This window comes from Specibacter sp. BI4 (genome assembly GCF_056680095.1).
In genome coordinates this window covers 284,600-306,588 of sequence record NZ_CM155265.1, presented here as the reverse complement: position 1 = coordinate 306,588, position 21,989 = coordinate 284,600, and the positions used below count along the sequence as shown (strand labels likewise).

The following is a 21,989-nucleotide window of genomic DNA, read 5'->3' as shown; positions in this document are numbered from 1 at the left end:
GCTCATGCCCCTTTCATGGGCAGCAGTCGCGGGTCGTACGGGTCAAGGCCCACGGATTCGGTGGGCGGGCCGTAGCCTGCCATCCGCATGACGGCTTGTTCATCCGCCGGGGACGCTCCCGGCAGCGTGTTGCAGACGGCCTGCACAACGTCTGTATGCGCCAGCTTGTCCCGCTGCAGGCCAAACTTGATCAGTTCCAGGCTGGGCCGGTACTGCTGCAGGAGATCCTTGCCCGCGGCCAGGTTGACGGTGGCCGCGAACTCCAGCACCATGGGCAGGTAGTCCGGCAGTTCGCCCCGCGTGTCGACCAGCGTGTCCGAACCGCGGTACACCTTCTTGAACGCACCCAGCACCTCCCCGCGGCGGCGTGTATCGCCGTCGGTCCAGTAGGACAGGTGCAGCGCGTGCCGCTTGCCCAGGTCGAACTCCTGGACGTAGCGGGTTTGCAGGGCCATCAGGGCGGTGGTTTCCAGCGCGGAAAGCACGACGTCGAACGGCCGGCTGGCACCCGGAAACTCACCGAGCGCGGCCCGCATCAAGGGCACGCGGGCCACGAGTTGCTCGTCCGGGTAGGACAGGCACCAGGCTGCCGCCAGATAGGTGATCCGGTCCTGCTTGCTCACTGGCTGCCGCCTTCCATGGCGTCCGCGGGCGCATCAACCGGCGGTTCGGTGGGGTGCCGCTGCGGGAACATTCCGGCCGGTGCGCCGTTGCCGTCCCAGTTCAGCAGGTTCACCCGGCCGCGCAGGGTGTCCTCGCCCGCCACCGAATCGGAGGTCTGCCTGTCCCGCAGGGCATTGAAGGTCTCGACGGCCACCGGGGTGGGCCGGCCGCTGGCCTCGCCGAATGGGGAGTCGCCCATGGCACCCATGCCGGGCCCGCCGTCGAAATCCAGGGAACAGCCCATCTCCTCAAGGTCATGCGCCTGCTCGGCGTGCGCCTTGGGAATCACATAGCGTTCCTCGTACTTGGCGATGGCCATGAGCCGGTACATCTCATACATGGTTTCCCCGTCCATGCCCACGGAGGCGGGAATGGAATCATCCGGGTCGTTGCCCAGTGAGATGCCGCGCATGTAGGAGCGCATGGCGGCCAGCTTGCGCAGCACCCCTGTGACAAGTTCCGTGTCCCCGGCGGTGAACAGTTCGGCCAGGTATTCAACAGGGATGCGCAGGGCGTCAATGGCGCCGAAGAGCACGTCCGAATCCTCGGCGTCATGCCCCTGCTCCCGCAGCAGGTCAACGACCGGGGACAGCGGCGGGATGTACCAGACCATGGGCATGGTCCGGTATTCCGGGTGCAGCGGCAGAGCCAGCTTGTACACCTTTGTCAGGGCGTACACGGGCGACTTTTGGGCCGCCTCGATCCAGTCCTCGGCGATGCCCTGTTCACGGGCCGCCTTCATCACGGCCGGGTCGTTGGGATCCAGCAGCACGTCCATCTGCGCCTGGTACAGCTCCTTCGGATCCGTGACCGAGGCAGCGGCGGTGACGGCATCGGCGTCGTACAGGAAAAGCCCAAGGTACCGCAGCCGGCCCACACAGGTTTCAGAGCACACGGTGGGCAGGCCGACCTCGATGCGCGGGTAGCAGAAGGTGCACTTCTCGGCCTTGCCGGTCTTGTGGTTGAAATAAATCTTCTTGTACGGGCAGCCGGTCATGCACTGGCGCCAGCCGCGGCACTGGTCCTGGTCAACGAGCACGATGCCGTCTTCGACGCGTTTGTAGATGGCGCCGGAGGGGCAGGACGCCATGCAGGACGGGTTCAGGCAGTGCTCGCAGATGCGCGGCAGGTAAAACATGAACGTCTGTTCAAACTCAAACTTGATCTTGTCCTCGGACTCGCGGCGCACCTTCTCCACGATCGGGTCAAGGTGGCCCATCTCGGAGGTGCCGCCGAGGTCGTCGTCCCAGTTGGCGCTCCACGTGATCTTCGTGTCCTTGCCGGTGATCAGGGATTTGGGCCGGGCCACCGGAAAGTCATCGCCCAACGGGGCGTCGATCAGGGTCTTGTAGTCGTAGGTCCAGGGCTCGTAATAGTCCTTCAGCTCCGGTTGGAGGGGGCTGGCGAAAAGCCCGAACAGCTTCTTCACGCGCCCGCCGGCCTTGAGTTTCAGGCGGCCGCGCTTGTTCAGCTCCCAGCCGCCCTTCCACTTTTCCTGGTCCTCGTAGCGGCGCGGGTAACCCTGCCCGGGACGGGTTTCGACGTTGTTGAACCAGACGTACTCCACCCCCGCACGGTTGGTCCAGGCCTGCTTGCACGTGACCGAGCACGTGTGGCAGCCAATGCACTTGTCCAGATTCATGACCATGCCCATTTGAGCCATAACACGCATTAGTACTGCACCTCCTGGGAACGACGGCGGATGGTGGAAACGTTGTCCCGCTGGTTTCCCGTGGGGCCAAGGTAGTTGAACGCGTACGTTTGCTGCGCATACCCGCCAATCAAGTGGCTGGGTTTGACCAGCAGCCTGGTGACAGAGTTGTGGATGCCGCCGCGCCGGCCGGTGGCCTCGGACTTGGGCACGTCGATGGTGCGTTCCTGCGCGTGGTAAATGTAGGCCACACCCTCGGGCATGCGGTGGCTGACAACGGCCCGGCCCACAAATACGCCGTTGGTGTTCACACACTCAACCCATTCGTTGTCCTTCACCTGGATGGAGCCGGCATCCTGCGGGCTCATCCACACAGTGGGCCCGCCGCGGGAAAGTGAGAGCATGAGCAGGTTGTCCTGGTATTCGGAGTGGATGGACCACTTCGAGTGCGGTGTCAGGTAACGCACCACAATTTCCTGCTCGCCGGTGGGTCCCAGCTTTGGCTCACCAAACAGCCTGTGCATGTCAAGGGGCGGCCGGTAGATCGGCAGCGCCTCGCCAATGTCGATCATCCAGTCGTGGTCAAGGAAAAAGTGCATGCGCCCGGTCAGCGTGTGGAAGGGCTTGAGCCGCTCGATGTTTTGCGTGAACGGGGCGTAGCGGCGCCCGCCCGTCTCCGAGCCCGACCATTCCGGTGAGGTGATGACAGGCACCGGCCCGGCCTGGGTCATGGCGAAGGAGATGTGCTTCTCTTCGCTGCCCTCGGCCAGGTCCACCAGCTTCATGCCGGTGCGCTTCTCCAGTTCCTTGAACCCGTGCACGGCCAGCTGGCCGTTGGTGGTGCCCGAGAAGGTCAGGATTGCCTCCGCCATCTTTGCGTCGGTGTCGATGGCGGGGCGCCCGTGCGCTGCGCCGCCCATCATGACGCCGTTGGCCTTGGCCAGGTGCCCCAGGGCCTTGTCAAGCTTGTAGTTGACGTCCTTGACGGTGAATCCGAGTTTGTCCGCGAGCGGTCCGACGGCGGTGAGCTTGTTGGCGATGGCCGTGTAGTCGCGCTCCACAATGGTGAAGTTCGGCATGTTTTGGCCGGGGACGCCGTCGATCCCGTCCTTGCGCCAGTCGCGGACCACGCCGCCGGGCTGGGCGATCTGGCCGACGGTGTCGTGGATGAGCGGGACGCTGACAAGGTCCTTCCGCGTGCCAAGGTGCGTCACCGACTGGCGCGACAGCTCCTCCGCCAGCAGGTGGAACAGTTCAAAGTCTGTCTTGGTCTCCCACGGCGGGTCGATGGCCGGGGTGAAGGCGTGCACAAAGGGGTGCATGTCGGTGGAGGAGAGATCGTGCTTCTCGTACCAGGTTGCCGCCGGGAACACGACGTCGGAGAGCAGGGTGGTGCTGGTCATGCGGAAGTCGGCGGACATCAGGAAATCGAGTTTCCCTTCCGGACCTTCCTCATGCCATTTCACATCCTGCGGTTTGAGCGAGGACTCGCTGTCCTGTCCCATCACGTTGTTGTGGGTGCCAAGAAGGTTCCGCAGGAAGTACTCGTTGCCCTTCGCGGAGGACCCAAACAAGTTGGAACGCCACAAAACCAGGGTGCGCGGCCAGTTTTCCGGGGCGTCGATGTCCTCGATGGCCGGATTGATGCTCCTGTTCATGAGCGACTGTGCCACCCACGTCTTCTCATCGGGCGCCTCACCGGCGGCCACCGCGGCGATGGCCGCATCGGCCAGATCCAGTGGGTTGGAATCGAACTGCGGGTAGAACGGCATCCAGCCCAGGCGCACGGACTGGGCCAGGGCATCGGCGGTGTGCATGCCGTCGAGGTTGCCCGTGGACAGCGGCGACTTGAGCGCATCCGCCGAGTAGCCGTCCTGCCGCCACTGGTCCGTGTGCATGTACCAGTAGCCGGTGCCGATCATGGTCCGGGGCGGGCGCGACCAGTCAAGGCCGTTGGCCAGGGACACCCAGCCGGTGATGGGGCGGCACTTTTCCTGGCCCACATAGTGCGCCCAGCCGCCGCCGTTGCGGCCCATGCAGCCGGTCAGCATGACAAGCGCCAGGATGGCCCGGTAGGTGGTGTCGCCGTGGAACCACTGGCAGATGCCGGCGCCCATGATGATCATGGAACGGCCCTTGGACTGCTCCGCGTTGCGGGCAAACTCGCGGGCCACCCGGATGCAGGCCACGGCCGGGACGGAGGTGATCTCCTCCTGCCAAGCCGGGGTGTAGGGGATGGAGACGTCGTTGTAGTCCTTGGCCCAATCGCCTGGCAGGCCGTCGCGGCCCACCCCGTACTGGGCCAGCATCAGGTCGTACACGGTGGTGACAAGGTGGCCGTCAACCATTGTTGCGGGCACGCCGCGGTGCATGATGGTGCCGGCACCCTCGGGGTCCTCGAAGCAGGGGAGCAGGATTTCCACCGACTCGCCGGTGACTTCGTCCAGGCTCAGCGCCGGGTCGATCCCTTCGAGGTCGAGGTTCCACTTGCCCTCGCCGGTCTTGGAGTACCTGTGCCCCATGGTGCCGTTGGGGACGATGGCACGGCCGGTGGCCTTGTCAAAGAGCAGGGTCTTGAATGCGGCGTCTTCCTGGTTGTCCTGGCCGGGGACGAACGCGGCGGTGAGGAATTTTCCGGGACAGTACGTGCCGTCGTCGTTCTTCTCGAGCCGGACCAGGAAGGGGAGGTCGGTGAACTGGCGGACGTAGCCCTGGAAGAAGGGCACCTTCCTGTCGACAAAGAATTCCTTCAGCGTCACGTGGCCCATGCCCATGGCGAGGGCGGCGTCGGTGCCGGCCGCAGCGGGGAGCCATTCGTCGGCGAACTTCGTGTTGTCGGCGTAGTCCGGGCTGATGGCGATGACCTTTGTGCCGCGGTACCGGACCTCCGTCATCCAGTGCGCGTCGGGGGTGCGGGTGACGGGGACGTTGGAGCCCCACATCATGAGGTAGGTGGCATCCCACCAGTCGCCGGATTCCGGGACGTCCGTCTGGTCGCCAAAAACCTGCGGGCTGGCCACGGGGAGGTCGGCGTACCAGTCGTAGAACGACGTCATGACGCCGCCAATGAGCTGCACAAAGCGGGTGCCGATGGCGTGGCTGACCATGGACATCGCCGGGATCGGGGAGAAGCCCGAGCAGCGGTCGGGGCCGTAGGTCTTGATGGTGCTGACATGCGCGGCGGCGGCGATTTCCAGGGCTTCGGCCCAGGATGTGCGGACCAGGCCGCCCTTGCCGCGGGCGTTTTGGTACCTTTTGCGTTTCTCGGGGTCGCCGGCCACTTCGGCGAAGGCCAGGACAGGGTCCTTCAGGCGTTGTTTCGCTTCTCGGTACATTTCCACGAGCACGCCGCGGGCGTAGGGAAACCTGACGCGGGTGGGGGAATAGGTATACCAGGAGAACGCCGCGCCCCGGGGGCAGCCGCGGGGTTCATACTCGGGGCTGTCCGGGCCCACACTTGGATAGTCGGTCTGCTGCGACTCCCAGGTGATGATGCCGTCCTTGACGTACACCTTCCACGAACATGAGCCCGTGCAGTTGACCCCGTGGGTGGAGCGGACCACCTTGTCGTGGCTCCACCTGTCGCGGTAAAAGATGTCGCCCGCACGTCCGCCCTCCCGGAACACGGCCCGTGAGTCTGCGCTCTCATCCCACTTGGTGAAGAAGCGGCCCAACTTCAACATCGCGTCCGACGCTGGACCATCGACCCCGGCAACAATCGTTTCAGCAGTCATGCCCTCACCCTAGGGTGGGGGCCGACGCATTACTAGGGCGTTTGGAATAGTCAACAGACAGCTGGGCTATTTCTTGTCCGGAATATGCGCATTTCGTGTTTTGTGCCGACGTTTGTGTCATGGCAGTGTTTCCATATGACGGGCCGCGGGCCCAAGATGTGCCTGGCGTGTGGGCTGTGGCCGGCGCATGACGGCGGCTCCCGCATTGCGCGGGGGCAAGTTCCCGTGGGTCATGCGCAAGTGGTCCCGGGGGGACGCGCGGCGCCCCGGTGGTGGTGCGTACATCCCATGTCACCGGGGCAGGAGCGGCCCCGGTGCGGCGAGGGCGGTGGATTAGTTGCGGCGGAAGGCCAGGTCGAAGATGACGCGCCCTGCCTTGTGCGCCTTGTTCTCAAAACTGGTCAGGATGCGTCCGTCAAAGCGGGGAGCCCAGCCACCCACCTCGTCCGGCTCGTCGCTTTGTTCGCAGTCCACGCCGCTGAGCCGCGCCTGGGTGAGCGGGCCTTCGGAACCGGTGCGCTCGCCGTCGTGCACGTTGGTGAACTCCGCCGCCGCCTTGCCAACTTCGAGCATCTGCTCGGCATAGGCGGACCAGTCGGTGGCCAGGCGCCAGGTGCCGCCGGGGGCGAGCACGCGGGCGACGAGCGGGGCGAAGTTGTCGTTCACCATGCGCCGCTTGTTGTGCTTGGTCTTGTGCCAGGGGTCCGGGAAGAATACCCAGACTTCGCTCACCGAACCGTCCGGCAGCATGGTCCTCAGTACCTCAGGTGCATTCGCCTGGACCACGCGGACGTTGCTGATCTTGTTGGCGACGAGCTTCTGGATGGTCTGGGCCAGGCCGGGCGTGTAAACCTCGACGGCGAGGAAGTCCTTGTCCGGGTTCTCCTTGGCCGCGTGCACAATGGCATCGCCCAGGCCGGAGCCGATTTCGACGATGAGCGGGGCCGTGCGGCCGAACTCCTCTTCCGCGTCAAAGGAGTACTCCGGGTGGACGGACGTGTCGGCGATATGGCGGGGGATGTCCACGGCCAGGTAGGCGGAGTGATCGTCCCAGGCCTTCTGGCGCTTTCCCTGCAGACGGGTGCCGCGGCGCACGAATGACACTGTCTGCCTGCGGTAGGTGCCCTCGGCAGCCTGGGTTCCCGGCGTGACGGGACGGGCGGAGCCATCGCCTGTGCGGGGTGCGCGCTGCGTGCCTGGCACGCCGGCGTCCACAAATGCGGATGCGTCGGCTGGCGTCGCGGGGGATTCGGGGCTTGAAGCTGGGGTTTCACTCATCGGGGTTAAGCGTACCGGGGTTCTCGCCGGAACCCGGAACTGCCCTGGGGCACTCCACCGGCCCGGAACCGTCCTGGCGGCGGCGAACCTCCCACGCAACCGCGCCTTAGCCGCGAACCAGCTGTTGCCCAACAGCTGGTTCGCGGCTAAGGCGCGGACACGTGGTCTGGGAGCGCGCCGCGACCGCCCCAAATGGTGAGATGCGGCACTAAGGTGAGCATTCGGCGTCGTGCCACTGTTAGAATGGGAATACTTAATGCGCATCTAGCGCATTCTGCGTCGATGAACGCATGCAACTTGTCCCGCATTGATTTTGCTTTAAAGCAGCTCGCGGTTGACACGCTCTGGCATTGAATCGGCGAACCCGCGGTCAAAACTGTTCGTGGGACGTTGAACCGCCTTACGAAAGATTCCCTCTTTACATGACGACTTTTGCTGCCCTTGGTGCGCCCAAGGAAATTGTTGCTTCACTCTCTGCCCAGGGCATTGACGAAGCATTCCCCATCCAGGTCAAGACCCTTCCCGACACACTCGCAGGACGTGACGTGCTGGGCCGCGGCCGCACGGGATCAGGCAAGACCATTGCCTTCGCCATTCCCCTCGTGGCCCGCCTGGCCGAGCGCGAAGCCCCGTACTTCCGCAAGCCCGGCCGCCCCATGGGCTTGGTTCTTGCACCGACCCGCGAGCTGGCAACCCAGCTGAACAACACCATCGAGCCGCTCGCCAAGGCCATGGGCTTGAACACCACAGTCATTTACGGCGGCGTTTCACAGGCCCGCCAGGAAAAGGCCCTCCGCGCCGGCGTCGACATTGTCATCGCCTGCCCGGGCCGCCTCGAAGACCTCATGAAGCAGCGCATTGTGTCGCTGGAAAACGTTGAGATCACGGTTCTTGATGAGGCCGACCACATGGCCGACCTCGGCTTCCTGCCCGTCGTCAAGCGCCTGCTGGACACCACCCCCACGCAGGGCCAGCGCATGCTGTTCTCGGCAACGTTGGACAATGGTGTGGACAAGATTGTCCAGCGCTACCTCTCCAACCAGCTCACCCACTCGGTGGACGAGGCCAAGGCCGCCGTCTCCACCATGGAACACCACGTCCTTGTTGTTGGCGACCAGACGGTCAAGAAGCAGGTCATTGTTGAGCTGGCATCCGGTGCAGGCCGCCGCATCCTGTTCATGCGCACCAAGCACCACGCCCGCAAGTTGGCCAAGACCCTGACCGACGCCGGCATCCCCGCCGTCGACCTTCACGGAAACCTGTCACAGAACGCCCGTGACCGGAACCTGGCCGAGTTCTCCACCGGTGGCGTGCGCGTCCTGGTTGCCACCGACGTTGCCGCCCGCGGCGTGCACGTTGATGACATCGAACTGGTCATCCACGTTGACCCGCCCACAGAGCACAAGGCATACCTGCACCGTTCAGGCCGTACGGCCCGCGCAGGATCCGACGGCGTCGTTGTCACCTTGACGCTCCCGGAGCAGCAGAGCGACGTCAAGAAGCTCATGCGCGCAGCCGGTGTCGACGTGAACTTTGAGCGCGTTACCACCAGCTCACCTGTCATCGCCTCGTTGGTGGGCGATGTGGCCGACAAGATTGACCCGCGCACCCGCGCCGCGCTGCTTGCAGCCAAGCAGCCGGCCCAGGGCGGCGGCACCTCCAACGGTGCCAACGCCCAGCGCAAGCGTTCCGTCCGTTCCGGCGCAGCCCCCACAGCCGGTGGCCGTGGCGGTCGCGGCGGGCGTGGCCGCGTCGCCTCCGAGGGCGGCTCTCGCGAAGGTTCGGCGGGCAACCGTCCGGAGCGTCGCGACGGCCAGGATGCACGCCAGGGCGGCTCCGGCCGTCCGGCACGTTCCGGCGAGGGCCGTCCGGCCCGCGACGGTGACGTTGCCCGCGGACGCCGCGCACCCCAGGGTGGCTCACGCGAAGGTGCCCGCGAGGGTGCCGGCGCACGCAGCAGCTCCAACGTTGCCTGGTCCTCAAACACCGGCGGCACCTCCGGCGGCAGCTACAACGCCAACGGCGGCGGCTCAACCCGCTCCGGCGGACCCCGCCGCGCATCGGCACCGGCCTCCAACCAACGCCGGGGCCGCTAGTCCCCAACTCCTCCCTGGATCCGACTCGCAAGCGAGCCGGATCCAGGGCCCCTCGGAGTTGTGGGCCCATTTCCTGAACTGATCTGACCCGCAGCAAACAGCCACAATGTGCTGTTGCTGCGGGTCATTTCTGTTTAATCTCGCCAGGTACGACGGCGGTTGAATTTCAGGAACCTTGCATGGATTCTTTCGCGCACCTGGGTGCGCGGGGACCCGCATGTGGTGGCAGTGCGGGATGCCGGAGTCCGGGCTACAGCAGGACCTGTCCCTCAACGCAGAGGGCGACGTGTCCGCCAACCCAGATCGCTTCCCCTTCTACGCTGATGTGCACCCGGCCCTCCCTGCCCAGGACGGTTCCCTGGGAGGCCACATAGGTGGGCGGGGCGATGCCTGCGTCGGCCATCCAGCGGGCAAGGCCTGCGTTGAGACTGCCGGTCACGGGGTCTTCCCACACTGCGTCCCCGCCAAAGAAGGCACGCACCTCGAACTGGGTCTCCGAGCCCGGGCTGCAGGGGCCAACCACGCCAATCTCAAGGTCAGCCAACTTCCCGGGATCCGGGCGCAGCGCCAAAACTTGTTCCGCCGACTCCAGCCGGATGCCGATCCACCTGGGGCCGTTGACCAGCCAGGAAGCGTCCAGGATCTGGTCCCTGGGAATGTTCAAAACATCGGCGATGCGTTGCAGCTCAGCCTCGGCGACGGGCTCGTAGCGGGTCAGGGGTGGTGCTTCAAACGCCAAGCGGCCGTTGGCAACCCGGACCGGAACAAGCCCGGCCCCGCATTCCTGCACGATCACGCCATCCGGCCCGACCGTCCCGCCGGCGTCCAACCACGCCTTGGCTGAGCCAAGCGTGGGATGGCCGGCAAAGGGCAGTTCTTCGCTCGCGGTGAAGATCCTGACCTGGTAGTCAGCCTTGGGGTTGGTGGGGGCCAGCAGAAACGTCGTTTCAGCAAGGTTGGTCCAGTTCGCGAACTGCTGCATGTCCGCAGAACCCACATCGTCGGCGCCGTGGACAACGGCCAAGGCATTGCCGCGGTAGGCGGTTTCTGCGAAGACGTCGACTTCGCTGTAGCGGCGCCTCTTCACGGGGACTCAGGCCGCCGGGTCGATGCTCAGCACGGCGAGGAAACCGCGGCCGGCAATCTCGGGTGCATCCTCGGAGCCAACCACGGTGTCAAACTTGCCCAACGCCTCGGCGCCCGGCGCGGGCGAGGAGGTGCCGCCGTCGTCCGCTGGAATGGTTGCGGGGGAAACGGTGGCCGAGCCCTGCAGCAGGACAGCGAACTGGTCGGCAAAAACGGGGTGCGGACGCTTTTTGGACAGCTCGATGATGGTGGCGTAGCCCTTGAACTTGCCGCGCCGGGTCATCAGGTTCAGGTCCTTGAGCGCGCCGGTGGGCAGGGCTGCCGACGTTTCGGAATCGCCGGAAAAGCGGAACGGGCGGTACTTTTCAAGGGCCTGCTCCGCGCCGTCCACGGTCAGGGCAATGAGGTCGCCCTCGATGATGGTGATGATCCTGTCGATGCCGGGCAGGGGCGAGAAGGGGCCGGCCTTGGCCACCTCGGCCAGGCTCACGCGCCAGTCCCAGTTCTTGGGGTCCGGGCCGGCAGCAATTTGCCGGGTGACCCCGCCGCCGTTGGCCCAGGGCGCCGCCTTGAGTGAGGGGTAGCGGATGATCTGCATTATTTTTCGTCCTCATTCTTCACGCTGTAAACATGCAGTCGTTTGGGGTCTGAGGGGCGACGGCGGAGCTTGCGTTTGTAGTAAGACCAGCCTCCCGTGATGGCCAGGGACACGGCAAAGGCCAGCACGATCTTCAGGGGCAGGTTGACCCTGGCAAAGGTGAGCACCAGGATCATGGCGGCGAAACTGGCGAAGTTGACAATGATGTCCAGCCAGTCGGTCTTATTGCGCATGGCACAAGCTTACGCGGCATTGCCCGGTGCGCGTTGCGGCGTCAGGGCCCGAAACGCGTGGGGTGTGTGCCCTTCAACTGCGCAGAATTATTTGTAGCTGCCCACAAAAGGCCGGTTGGTGGGCACGATCTCCTTGCCGAGCGGCATCAGGGAGATGGGGATCATCTTCAAGTTGGCAATGGCAAGGGGGATGCCGATGATGGTGACGGCCATGGCGACAGCGGTGGCCACATGGCTGATCACAATCCAGATCCCCGCCACCAGGATCCAGATGACGTTGCCCAGGGTGCTGGCAATGCCCGTGCCGCCGGGCTTGTCGACAACCGTCCTGCCAAAGGGCCACAGCGCATAGCCGGCAATACGGAATGAGGCGATGCCCCACGGAATGGTGATGACCAGGATGCAGCACACAATGCCGGCCAAAAAGTAGCTCAGCGCCAGCCAAAATCCGCCAAACACCAGCCAAATGATGTTCAAGATAGTCTTCATCACCCCATTGTGCCCTGCCGGACACGCAACGGACTCCGGGATGGCCCTGAATTAACCCTGAACTGCCTGCCAAGGCGCTTGTGCACCCAGACTCCTTTCACCCGCCGGTGCTACGCTGATCTGCAACGACTCCACTTCCAAAACTGCAAGGAAACCCGCGATTCCATGGACTTCGGCACAGTCTTTTTGATTCTCATGTTGGTGATCATTGCCATTGTTCTGGGCGTCGCCATCACCGTTGGTGTGCTGGTTTCCCGGGGCGTGCTTGGCTTGGTGAAAATATCCAAGCCCAAGATCGACTCCGCCAAGCGCAGCGCCCTGAAGGTCCGGGCCGAGTCCAGCACCGGCCCCGTCGCGGAGATTCTCAAGCAGCGCGTGGCCCTGTCCGAATCCCTTGACGCCACGCGGCGGTCTTTGGGCGTCGCCCAGTCCACCGGGCAGTACACCGGCAACCTTGAGTCCATTTTCAACACGCTGCAGCAGACAGGAACCGTCATGGAGCACCAGCTGGTGGTTGCCCAGCATGAGCCCGACCCCGCCGTCCAATCCCTCTACGCGAAGACCCTCGGCGTGCAGGTTGAACAAATCACGCAGACCGCCAAGGGCGTCCGCAACGCCCTGGCCAGCGCCGCCGCACCCAAGGGAGATGTCGAGCTGAAGGACCTCACCCGGACGCTTGAAATCGAGGCCGCAATGCTCAAGAACTGGTCCAAGACGTACACGGATCTCGGCACGGACTAGGCGGTGCCAATGAGGATCTTTCTCAGGCTTGCTGCCTTCTTTCGTCCCAAAACTTCACCCGGGAAGTACGACGACGAGGCCTCCTCCCGAAGCCAGCTCACCGTTGCCGAGGCGCAGCTGAAGCAGCGGTCCGCTGTGCAAAAGATGCGCCGCGGCGTTGCCGATGTTTCGGTGAGCCGGCAGCGGCTGGACCTGCAGGCGGCCGATCTCCAGCAGGCCATGGACGCATTGGCGCGGCAGGCGGAAAAGTCGCAGGCAGCTGGCGAGCCGGCGGCCGCCCAAACAGCATTGGGCAGGCACCTGATCATGGGCGGGCAATTGGCGGACCTGGTGTCCCAGCGCGATGCCCTCGTCGAACAAGAGGCCATGCTCATCGCCGCGCTGACCCAGCTGCAGGCCCGTGTCAGCGGCTTCAATGTCACAGCGGAAACCCTCAAGGCAGCCCATGCGGCGGCGGGCGCCGACCACGCCATCGCCAAGGCCCTTGAGGAGTTCAACGACAACCACGGCCCCGGCGCATAACCGCCACCACCGACGCTCGCTCACATATGGGGCGGGGCACTTTTTGCGAACGCTCGCTCGCTGTAGTGGTTCTCTTCGTGAACGTTCCCGCGTTCGGTGAGAGACAGTTGCCGAGGAGCCCCGGATGTGAGCGAGGGTTGGGATTGGGGGCGGGGCGGGCAGCGTCAGGACTCCGAAATATCTCCCGAGGCAATGTCAATGGTGAACGACCGCCTGGCATCACATGTGGCGCCAGCAGATGCAACGCTCAGCGTAAACGCCACGGTCTTGGTGCCCGCAGTGACATCGGCGTCCGTCACCGTGTAGCTGGTGTTGAAGGCGCGGACCTCTCCTGAGCCCAACGGCTCGGGACCCAGAATGGCCTCATCTGTCGAAAACCCGCCGCAAGACACGGCGACCACAGGTGCCGTGGTTTCGCCGGAGTTCTCCACCCGCCCGGCGAACGCCAGCACGTCCCCGGCCTCGTACCCGGGCACCACCGCACCGTAGTTCAAATCCTGCGACTGCCGGTTGGAAAGCACCTGCGGGGAATCCTCGGAATAGCCCTGCCCGACTTCCTTCCACGCCGCAGGATCCCAGTCGCCGTCGGTCTGGGTGAGCACGAAACTCTCACCAACACTTTGCCAAACAGCGGGCCGCCCGGGCGTGACGGAACGCAACACCACGCACAGGGCAACGCCGCCGGCAAGGGAGGTTCCGGCGTCGTGCGTCAGGGAAGCCGCGGGGGAGGCCAGCAACTCCTGCGGGTCCACCAAAGTAAACACAATTTCCTGGTAGCCCTGGCGCTCATAGAGCATGCCGATCCGCCCGTCGGGAAGGCGGGCGGCGGTGGAATACTGCGAACTTCCACCGCAAAGCACGACGGCGAACGGCCAGGTTTTGCCGTTGTCCTGCGTGAGCTTCAGGAGGGTGTTGCGGCGCAGGAGCGGATCGTGGTTGTGGGTGGCGATGAGCCAGTTGTCGGTGTCCGGGGACGCAAGCCCGGTGACATTGGGCAGGCCGTCGAAGCGGGCCACGGAGCCGTTGTCGCTGGGGTCGGGCAGCTCGGGGTGCGGCTGCGCGGGTGTGTAGCTTTGGCCGCCGTCGGTGGAGATGGCTGTGAGCCGAAACGGGGTGGCGCGCGAGTGCATCAGGAGGCTGCCGTCGGCAAGGCACACCACCTTGTTTTCGTTGGCGCCGGCGATGAATTCGCCCAGCGTCCAGGATTCGCCGTGGTCGTCGCTGTACGCGCTGGCGGCCTTGATTTCACCCGAGTGCAGCAGCACAAACTGCTGGACGAGGCGTCCCGTGAACGGGCCGGCGTGGATCTGGATGCCTGCCCCGGCGGCGGCAAAGAGACCCGTCACTCCGTCAGTCTTGAGCATCGGGGTGAGCCGGCGGTGCTGCCAGCTTTCTCCGTCGTCGTCGGAGTAACTGAGGTCCGCGTGCTGGATGGCATCCTGGTCCTCCAGGCCCGCGGCAGCCTCGAAGAATCCGGCGTGTGTGCCGGCCGCGTGGAACATGAAGATGCGGTGAGTTTCGGTGTCGATGAGCAGGCTGGGGTCGCCATAGCCGTCAAGGCCGGTGCCGGTGCGAACGGTTTGCTGCGGGCCCCACGTGGCGCCGCTGTCCGTGCTGCGGCGGAGCAGCAGGTCGATCGGATTGGGGAGGTCATCCAGGTTGGGCCGGCCGTCGTACGCTGCCAGGATGGTGCCGCGCGTGGAGACTGCCAACGCGGGGATGCGGTACTGGCGGTGCCCCGCGACGCCGCGGCGGGCAAGGACAATTTCCGGGGAGGTAGGACGTTTGTTCACATGACGAGCTTAGCCGCGTTTCCTCACTGTTTATTGGGTGCCCGACATGTTGGCGCGCCGTCAGGCGGGCGCCCTCGCGGGCCGGCAAAAAGTAGCCATCTGCCCCTAGATCCAGCCCTGCTGCCACGCCTTGTCGGCGGCTTCGTGCCGGGAGACGGCGTTCAGCTTCATCATGGCGGAGGACAGGTAGTTGCGCACGGTGCCTGGGGCCAGGTGCAGCTGCTGCGCAATTTGCGCCACGCTGGTGGTGGAACGGCTGACCCGCAGCGTTTCAAGCTCCCTGTCTGTCAAGGGGGAGCGTTCGGCTGTCAGGGCGGCAGCAGCAATGTCGGGATCGATATAGCGCTTGCCTGCTGCCACGTCACGAATCACGTGGGCCAGATCCTGTGCCGGGGTGGATTTCGGAACGAACCCGGACACCTTCGTGGCCAGCGCCCGCCGCAGAACCCCGGGGCGGGCATGGCGGGTGACAATGATGACGCGGGTATTGACGGTGGCAAGGATTCGGGCCGCAGCCTCGAGGCCATCGGCCTCCGGCATCTCCAGGTCCAGCAGGCAGATGTCGGGTTGGGTGGCCACGGCGAGTTCGACCGCGGTGACGCCGTTGTCGGCGCTCGCCACCACATCAATGTCGGATTCCAGCCCGAGCAGTGCCTCCAGGGCACCCCGGATGAGGTGTTCGTCGTCGGCAATCAGCAGCCGAATGCGGCCGGTTCCAGGCAGGTCATTCAAGAGAGGTTTCCTTTGTTGGGGACCCATGCCTGCAATTCAAAGCGGCCGGTGTCCAGGGAAGTTTCAAGTGTGCCGCCCAGGGCTTCGAGCCGTTCCCGCAGCCCGAGCAGACCGGTGCCTGTGCCCGGTGTAGGGGAGGAGGCTCCGTTGTTGCTGATGGTGAGGGACATGCCGCCGCGGGAATCAGCCAGCGTGATGGCCGCCGTTGTGGCCTCGCTGTGCCGCAGAATGTTGGTGGTTGCCTCCCGCACCGTCATGGCCAGGGCCGTCTGTGCGGCGGGGAATGCCGGGGCGGCAGACAGCCGCAGCTCGCAGGTGGCTCCGGAAGCCGTGAGGACTTCGCGGGCATTCTCCAGTTCATTTTCCAGGGACGTTTCCCGGTAGCCCGACACCAGCGTGCGGGTTTCCTCAAGGGCCTGCTTGGCAATGAGCCGGGTCTCGTGGATGTTGGCGCGCGCGGCCTCGACGTCGATGGACAGCAGCCGCTCCGCGAGCTCGGATTTCAGCGCGATGACCTGCAGGTGGTGGCCCTGGATGTCGTGCAGGTCCGCGGCGAAACGCAGCCTTTCCTGTGCGACGGCGAGTTCCCCCGCCATGAGCCGGTGCCGGTCCAGTTCGACCACGACCCGCCACCACCACAGGCTGCTGAGGAGGATGAGTGGCATGCCAGCCGCGTAGACGAGCAGCATGCGAACGCCTGGATTGTCCGGGAAACCATAGACGGCGCCGTTGACCAGGGAATGGAGAAAAGGATGCAGCAGCGCCGCGGCCAGCCCCGCACCCAGAACCCCGATGCGCGGCCGCAGGGGCAGCAGGCAGGCGAGCAGGGAGGCCGCGAGCCACAGCGGAAGGACCCACAGCATGGCATCGGCCTGCGTGAACAGGCCCAGCACCCAGGCAACGGCGGCCGGGGCCAGAAGCGCCGCCGTCCACCCCACAGCGGGAAGCCCGCCGCCCAGCCCCGCCCGCAGGAACCACGCGTAGCGCACCTGGGTGGCCACGGCGGCAAGGAAGGTGACAATGAGAAGCCCGGCAACGACGTCGTGCGTGGCCGTGAAGGATTCAGCCGCCATGGCGAGCAGCATGGCGTCCAGGACCACCAGGATGAACACGATGGAACCCAGCGTGTAGGTCCAGGTGGTGCGCACGCTGCGGCCGAGGGCTGCGGGCGGTTGCGGGATTTCGGGGGTGGGCATGGGCTTCAGTTTAGGCCAATGACATTTGTCATGGATCTGCTGTGCAGAAGTGCATGGGAAGCGGTGACAACAGCACACTGTGCGTGCGGGGGCGCTCGCGGAAGGATTGAATCATCAAGTTCTTCCGCCTTTTGAAAGTAGTCACCATGATTGAATCACTGCAGTCCTTCATCACCTCCCTGCCCCCGATGCTGCAGTGGCTGGGCGTCATGCTCATTGCGGCCGTGCCGTTCGTCGAGTCGTACTTCGGCGCGGCGGTGGGCGTGATTGGCGGCCTGCATCCGGCGGTGGCCATTGGGGTGGCGGTGGTGGGCAACATTGTCTCGATGCTGATCTTCGTCCTCAGCGCCCACGGGGTGCGGGCCAAGGTGTCCGCCGGGAAGGCGCCAACGGAGCTCTCGCCGCGCCGCGCGAAACTGCGCAAGGCGTTCGACAAATACGGTGTTGCGGGTGTGAGCCTTGGCGGCCAGGCCATCCTGCCGAGCCAGATCACCTCCGCCGCCATGGTGTCCTTTGGGGCGCCGAAGAATGCCGTGATCCTGTGGCAGGTCATTTCCATCATCGTCTGGGGCACCGCGTTTGGCGTGGCGGCTTCGCTGGGCGTCTCGCTGATGCGCTAGGTTCTGCCGGGTGGCATGTCCGACGGCGGAGCCCGGCTGCGGTGCCCGCCGGCAGCCCCAGCCGCAGCCGCTCAGGCGACCGTGATGCCCAGGTGCGCGGCCAGGAAGGGTGCCAACAGTCCCAGCTGGTAGTCGTCAATCACGACGCCGGCCATGGAACCAACGCCGTTGAGCGTGCGGAAGTCTGTTGTCCGGAGATCAACGTCCTTCAGGGTCGCCTGCTGCAGGTCGAGGGTGCCGATCCGGCAATTCCTCAAGGCCAAGCGGGTGACGTTGGCGCCGCCCAGGTCCAGTTCGCCGATGATGCAATCGCTGATTTGCAGGTCGATGATCTTGGCGGCGCGCAGGTTCAGGAAGTCGATCTTCCCGCCGTCGATCCGCACCGACTGCCAGCTGCTGTCGTAGAGTTCGGCCGATCCCCACCGCGGTGAGGTGATTTCCGTGTCCCGCCAGCTGGTCCGGGCGCCCTTCATGATCGGGGCGAAGCTGTCGTTGATGGCAGTGCCGCGGAAGCGCACGCCGCGCAATTCAGCGTCGTTGAGTGTTGGGCCGTTGAGCTCGCACTCCAGGAAGTCCGTGGAGGTCAGGTTCGCTTCGTCAAAGGCGGGCCGGTCAAAACGCTGGCCGTCATAAGTGTCGCCGGGGCCATAAAACGCATCGTCGTTCTCCACGAGATCATGCAGGTCAAGGGGAGTGAGTCGGGGTGCGCGCGATGTATTCTTCGAAGCCATGCCCCAAGGGTATCCGGCCGCGGCTGGTGCGTGGGTCTGATAATCCTCAGGGATCGAAGCGGATGGTCAACCCAGAATGGTAGGCATCCCCGCCTTCTGTTGGGGGTGCTGCGGGAGCAGGATCCGTTCCGGCCGGCCATGCGCGGGTTGCCCGAAAGTCATAGCCGTCCTGTGCGGCGGATTCCCACTCGAGGTTTACTCCCTGTCCGGGCGCCAACGAACGAAACCTTGCACCGCTACGTTCGCGAAATGGGCCCAGCAGCCGCCCGGAGTCTCGTCCGAGTCAACGACGCCCCAGCCTTCTTCATCGAGCCAAAAACGGACAGTTCCCGTCGTCTCCATGGCGCCAGCCCAAGGGAAATGTGGCCGACTGGCTATGGCAACCGGGCGATGACCTTGAAGCGTTGGAGCACCAGCATCGTGGTGTCATCCACCGTGAATTCCGGGTCCTTCATGGCCGCCCTCATGTCAGGGGAATGCCAAAAGTCCTCATGGCCGGCCCTCCACTGGGCCACGGTGGTGAAGCCCTCGCCCTCGTCGACGGCATGCTGCAGATCGACGTCCGCCAGCCTGGCCATGCGAACCTCGGTCATTTCGGTGACGGCTACGCCGCGGCCCGCGGAGTCCACCACCACTTCCCGTTCACCAACGCGGGGCAGCGCCTCCTGTTCCACCTCAAACTCAATGAGGGTGGCCGTGGTGGAGGTCTTGGAGCCGTCCAGGATTGCTGCGACCAGCTGGTCCCGCAGCGGCCCGGGGAAGGCGAATTCACCGACTGGGAGGCGTGCGAATTCCGGTGCGATTCTGAGGTCGTTGTTGGTCATGTCCAAAGCCTACTGCGCGTCTCGACGCTCCTTATTTAGTTCAACCGTGCTATTTGTCGGGGGTTGGCTGCAAGAAGTGTGAAGACCGGCCCTGGGTGCGCGTTGTGGGTGGAACCGGGCACACTGCCCGGTCATTGCTTCTAATTGGCCGCTGGTTGGGGCGGAGTACTGCCCACGCCACGTGTCTCGGCAGCACGATCAAAGGGGCTTGTAATGCCGTCAAGGCTCGATAGGTGTGAGTACTTCAACCCGGTTGCTGAAGGGGTCTCGACAATGGAAGCGCTCGTACCCTTCAAAGGTGTGCCGTTCCTCCCATGACAGATCGAAGCCAGCCGATTGAATTCTGGCCGCTAAATCCTCCAGTTCCACCGTAGAGGCCACCACGAGTCCGGGGTGTGCCTTTTGGGCTGGGCTAAACCCGGATTCGACGCCCAAGTGGATTTCCGCCACGACGGAGGTGCCCTCGAACGCGCGGAACCAACAACCACCCCGCCCGGCAAGCGATGGGGGCTTCTCGACCTCGGTGAGCCCCAGCGCGTCTCCGTAGAACAAACGAGCCTGGTCTTCTCCACCTTTAGGCATTGAAACCTGCACGTGATGCAATCTCATGATTCCTCCGAGCTTCTCGATTTGCTCCGACTCTACAACCAGCAAGATGAAGTGCTCAGACAGGTTAAGGGCCGTCGAGATGCCGCTTATTCAGACGGAGTTTCGCTGGCGTCCTCAAAATTGAATGTAGCGTTGCAGCTGTCGTGCCGGTCGCTTCCTCCCAACGAAAGTCGAGAGCACCATCCATGCCTGAACACCACTTCAGCCCACTTCTCCACCAGTCCGCAGCACCTTTCTCGCACTTCGTGCGACATGGGGATACTGGCTACACCGCCGGAATCATTGGTCAGCGAACCGATGACGGTTCGCTTGTCTCGAACGATGTGTCGGAACAGTGCGAGGCGATGATGAATAACCTTGAAACGCTGTTGGGTGACCTCAACTTGAGCCTTTCGAATGTCCTGCGCACCACGATCTACCTGACCGACTACACACATTTTGACGTGATCAACGCGGTCTATGCCAGGCACTTGCGCAAACCGTTTCCGGTGCGCACCACGGTCCAGGTCGCGGCGCTTCCATTGGGCGCAAAGGTTCAGATCGACACCGTCGTCGGGCTGTAGCAGGCATCCGTGCGGCGCTCCTCATGCGGGACGCTCAACGCCAAATGATTGGCTCGCCCGATCTACCGAGTAAAGATAGCCGCCAATTCCCGGCTGAGGTTTTCCTGTGCCCGGGCTGCCCACAAATTCTTGCCCCTTGCTGTATGAAACAGCGGCTCCAGTGCCAGCAATTGACGCACGACGGCGGCCCTCCCCTTGGCAAAATCATCCTCCGACACGTGGGCATAGTCCCGCCGGACCCCTTCCGTGTAACGAGAGTAGGCGTCCGGCTCGCCGCCGAGGATGGCGAGGTCCGCGTCGCACAGGAGATGTCCGGCAGAGTCCCCGGCGGCGGGGGAGTGGGTGGCCGTCAGGCGGACAAGTCGGCAAACTTCCGCGGTTTCCTCCGCCGGCGATATCCCTTTTAAGCACTCTTGTGCCAAAACAGCGGAGTCTACTTCATCGGCTGCGGTGCCGTTGTAAACGGCGTCGTGAAACCAGGCTGCCAGCGCCACTTCGCGGGGCGTGCTGCGCCCGGTCAAGGCGTCAAGCGCCTCCAGAACTGCCAGCAGGTGGGTGGTGGAATGGTAGTGGCGGTGGGGTTCGGCCCATCGCCCCAGCAGCTCGGCGCCCAGCCCCGGCTGCCCCGGCATGAGCGCATTCCAGCGCAGCTCCAAGACTGTGGAGACCGACTTGACCCGGTACTTGGCCTTGATGCGCAGGCCTGACGCCATCAGCGTGCGCGCCAGCTCCTTTCCGGAAACAGGCGCGGCGCCAGCCGACACCAGTTCCGGGTAGAGCCGCTCGGGAACGTCGTAGTGGTCCAGGTCAAAAGCGCGTTCCGTGACGCCGTTGGCCGCGGCGAAGGCGTGCAGCTCCGCAACGGAGACGTCGGAGATCAGGTGGGAGAACACCGTCCCGTGCGCCGGCCAGTAGGGTGGATCGATGAAGATCATGGCCCCAGTTTAGGCTGCGGCGGCAAGGCCCCGCAGCCTCCGCGAATATGACGGGGGTGGTGCGCCGCATAGACTCTTTGCAGTCCAGCAACTCAGCAGTCCAGCAACTCAAGTGAAGGCCAGCGGCAATGCGAAACGAAGACTCATCAGTCCAGGCAACTTTCAATGGCATCGCACGCCGCTATGACGTCATGAACGGCCTGATGACGCTGGGTTCGCACCAGCGCTGGTGCCGGGAAGTCGCCACGCTGGCCACCGCCCGTCCCGGGCACCACTACCTGGACCTGGCCACAGGGACCGGCGTCATCGCCAGGGCCATCCGCGAACAACGCCCCTCCGGCGCCGTCATCGGCGCAGACTTCTCCGAATCCATGCTGGATGTTGCCCGCCGGGTCGAGGGCAACGCAGGCATCGACTGGCAGTTTGCCGATGCCCATGAGCTGCCCTTCGAGGACAACGCGTTCGACACCGTCACTCACGGTTACCTGCTCCGGAACGTCAGCGATCTGGACAGGGTTTTGAACGAACAATTCCGTGTCCTGAAGCCGGGCGGTGTGGTTGCCGCCCTTGAATCGTCGCCTCCCAGCGGCATTCTTGCCCCGTTTATTCGGGTGGGGATGCGTGTGGTCATCCCCACGCTGGGAACAGTCATTGGCCGTGACCGCCCGGCTTATCAGTACCTGGTCGATTCGACGCTCGGATTCCTGACCCCTGAAGCGCTGCGCAGCAGGTTCGAGCAGGCCGGCTTCGAGGACGTCCGGGTGCAATCAAGGTTCTTGGGCACGAACATGATCTGGACTGCCAGGAAACCGGCCTAATGCCGTCATTCGCTGATGTCGTCGCCAGTCGTTCGTTGCACCGGCGATGACAGGACAGTATTCAGGTGACTCCCATC

At 64.5% G+C, this 21,989-nt stretch carries 21 protein-coding genes; 6 read left to right on the top strand and 15 right to left on the bottom strand.

The features are described from left to right. Window positions 1–2 precede the first annotated feature (2 nt). From narJ to trmB, 4 genes are all read right to left on the bottom strand, one after another. Complete coding sequence (gene narJ / locus AC1L6K_RS01490) at window positions 3–623, bottom strand: nitrate reductase molybdenum cofactor assembly chaperone (protein ID WP_480950985.1); 621 nt, start codon at window positions 621–623, stop codon at window positions 3–5. Further along, window positions 620–2,335: a nitrate reductase subunit beta gene (gene narH, locus AC1L6K_RS01485; protein WP_480950984.1), complete on the bottom strand. Its 1,716-nt coding sequence runs from the start codon at window positions 2,333–2,335 to the stop codon at window positions 620–622. The genes narJ and narH overlap by 4 nt, the downstream gene beginning before the upstream one ends. Beyond that, window positions 2,335–6,048 (bottom strand): nitrate reductase subunit alpha, encoded by a 3,714-nt coding sequence (locus tag AC1L6K_RS01480; protein ID WP_480950983.1) that lies wholly within the window; start codon window positions 6,046–6,048, stop codon window positions 2,335–2,337. Before AC1L6K_RS01480 ends, narH begins: the two co-directional genes overlap by 1 nt. Window positions 6,049–6,381: 333 nt before the next feature. Further along, window positions 6,382–7,326 carry a tRNA (guanosine(46)-N7)-methyltransferase TrmB gene (gene trmB, locus AC1L6K_RS01475; protein ID WP_480950982.1) on the bottom strand — a complete coding sequence of 315 codons (945 nt, stop codon included), beginning with the start codon at window positions 7,324–7,326 and terminating at the stop codon, window positions 6,382–6,384. A 422-nt stretch (window positions 7,327–7,748) separates the two neighbouring features. On the opposite strand from trmB, the gene AC1L6K_RS01470 reads away from it, so the two are divergent. Further along, window positions 7,749–9,422: a DEAD/DEAH box helicase gene (locus AC1L6K_RS01470; protein ID WP_480950981.1), complete on the top strand. Its 1,674-nt coding sequence runs from the start codon at window positions 7,749–7,751 to the stop codon at window positions 9,420–9,422. Between the two features lie 250 nt (window positions 9,423–9,672). Here AC1L6K_RS01470 and AC1L6K_RS01465 read toward each other — a convergent pair whose 3' ends face one another. The 4 genes from AC1L6K_RS01465 to AC1L6K_RS01450 form a co-directional block, all read right to left on the bottom strand. Next, window positions 9,673–10,509 carry a PhzF family phenazine biosynthesis protein gene (locus AC1L6K_RS01465; RefSeq protein ID WP_480950980.1) on the bottom strand — a complete coding sequence of 279 codons (837 nt, stop codon included), beginning with the start codon at window positions 10,507–10,509 and terminating at the stop codon, window positions 9,673–9,675. 6 nt (window positions 10,510–10,515) lie between these two features. Next, on the bottom strand, window positions 10,516–11,106 hold the full coding sequence (locus AC1L6K_RS01460) for a HutD/Ves family protein (RefSeq protein WP_480950979.1): 591 nt from the start codon (window positions 11,104–11,106) through the stop codon (window positions 10,516–10,518). After that, on the bottom strand, window positions 11,106–11,339 hold the full coding sequence (locus AC1L6K_RS01455; RefSeq protein ID WP_480950978.1) for a hypothetical protein: 234 nt from the start codon (window positions 11,337–11,339) through the stop codon (window positions 11,106–11,108). Before AC1L6K_RS01455 ends, AC1L6K_RS01460 begins: the two co-directional genes overlap by 1 nt. An 87-nt stretch (window positions 11,340–11,426) precedes the next feature. Beyond that, window positions 11,427–11,828: a YccF domain-containing protein gene (locus AC1L6K_RS01450; RefSeq protein ID WP_480950977.1), complete on the bottom strand. Its 402-nt coding sequence runs from the start codon at window positions 11,826–11,828 to the stop codon at window positions 11,427–11,429. Between the two features lie 165 nt (window positions 11,829–11,993). Here AC1L6K_RS01450 and AC1L6K_RS01445 point away from each other — a divergent pair, with 165 nt between their 5' ends. Continuing rightward, window positions 11,994–12,569 (top strand): hypothetical protein, encoded by a 576-nt coding sequence (locus tag AC1L6K_RS01445; protein WP_480950976.1) that lies wholly within the window; start codon window positions 11,994–11,996, stop codon window positions 12,567–12,569. Window positions 12,570–12,578: 9 nt separating this feature from the next. Then, a complete protein-coding gene (locus AC1L6K_RS01440; RefSeq protein ID WP_480950975.1) occupies window positions 12,579–13,091 on the top strand; it encodes a PspA/IM30 family protein in 513 nt (170 codons plus the stop codon). A 164-nt stretch (window positions 13,092–13,255) separates the two neighbouring features. Here the strand turns inward: AC1L6K_RS01440 and AC1L6K_RS01435 are convergent, their stop codons facing one another. From AC1L6K_RS01435 to AC1L6K_RS01425, 3 genes are all read right to left on the bottom strand, one after another. After that, complete coding sequence (locus tag AC1L6K_RS01435) at window positions 13,256–14,884, bottom strand: sialidase family protein (protein ID WP_480950974.1); 1,629 nt, start codon at window positions 14,882–14,884, stop codon at window positions 13,256–13,258. A 105-nt stretch (window positions 14,885–14,989) separates the two neighbouring features. Then, window positions 14,990–15,643 carry a response regulator transcription factor gene (locus tag AC1L6K_RS01430; protein ID WP_480950973.1) on the bottom strand — a complete coding sequence of 218 codons (654 nt, stop codon included), beginning with the start codon at window positions 15,641–15,643 and terminating at the stop codon, window positions 14,990–14,992. After that, a complete protein-coding gene (locus AC1L6K_RS01425) occupies window positions 15,613–16,812 on the bottom strand; it encodes a sensor histidine kinase (protein WP_480950972.1) in 1,200 nt (399 codons plus the stop codon). Before AC1L6K_RS01425 ends, AC1L6K_RS01430 begins: the two co-directional genes overlap by 31 nt. A 146-nt stretch (window positions 16,813–16,958) precedes the next feature. Between AC1L6K_RS01425 and AC1L6K_RS01420 the strand changes: the two genes are divergently transcribed. Then, a complete protein-coding gene (locus AC1L6K_RS01420; RefSeq protein WP_480950971.1) occupies window positions 16,959–17,432 on the top strand; it encodes a hypothetical protein in 474 nt (157 codons plus the stop codon). A gap of 71 nt (window positions 17,433–17,503) precedes the next feature. On the opposite strand, the gene AC1L6K_RS01415 is transcribed toward AC1L6K_RS01420, so the two are convergent. The 3 genes from AC1L6K_RS01415 to AC1L6K_RS01405 all read right to left on the bottom strand — a co-directional run bounded on the left by AC1L6K_RS01415 (window position 17,504) and on the right by AC1L6K_RS01405 (window position 19,596). Further along, the gene (locus AC1L6K_RS01415) at window positions 17,504–18,163 is read right to left on the bottom strand and encodes a pentapeptide repeat-containing protein (RefSeq protein WP_480950970.1); all 660 of its coding nucleotides are present in this window, start codon (window positions 18,161–18,163) and stop codon (window positions 17,504–17,506) included. Between the two features lie 374 nt (window positions 18,164–18,537). Further along, complete coding sequence (locus AC1L6K_RS01410; protein ID WP_480950969.1) at window positions 18,538–18,987, bottom strand: ASCH domain-containing protein; 450 nt, start codon at window positions 18,985–18,987, stop codon at window positions 18,538–18,540. 219 nt (window positions 18,988–19,206) lie between these two features. Further along, window positions 19,207–19,596: a VOC family protein gene (locus AC1L6K_RS01405; protein ID WP_480950968.1), complete on the bottom strand. Its 390-nt coding sequence runs from the start codon at window positions 19,594–19,596 to the stop codon at window positions 19,207–19,209. Between the two features lie 185 nt (window positions 19,597–19,781). On the opposite strand from AC1L6K_RS01405, the gene AC1L6K_RS01400 reads away from it, so the two are divergent. Then, window positions 19,782–20,159, top strand: coding sequence for a RidA family protein (locus AC1L6K_RS01400; protein WP_480950967.1), 378 nt, complete (start codon window positions 19,782–19,784; stop codon window positions 20,157–20,159). A gap of 62 nt (window positions 20,160–20,221) precedes the next feature. Here the strand turns inward: AC1L6K_RS01400 and AC1L6K_RS01395 are convergent, their stop codons facing one another. Beyond that, window positions 20,222–21,094: a DUF4031 domain-containing protein gene (locus AC1L6K_RS01395; protein WP_480950966.1), complete on the bottom strand. Its 873-nt coding sequence runs from the start codon at window positions 21,092–21,094 to the stop codon at window positions 20,222–20,224. 128 nt (window positions 21,095–21,222) lie between these two features. Here AC1L6K_RS01395 and AC1L6K_RS01390 point away from each other — a divergent pair, with 128 nt between their 5' ends. Continuing rightward, entirely contained in the window at window positions 21,223–21,912 is a 690-nt protein-coding gene (locus AC1L6K_RS01390) for a ubiquinone/menaquinone biosynthesis methyltransferase (RefSeq protein ID WP_480950965.1), read from the top strand. Window positions 21,913–21,989 lie beyond the last annotated feature (77 nt).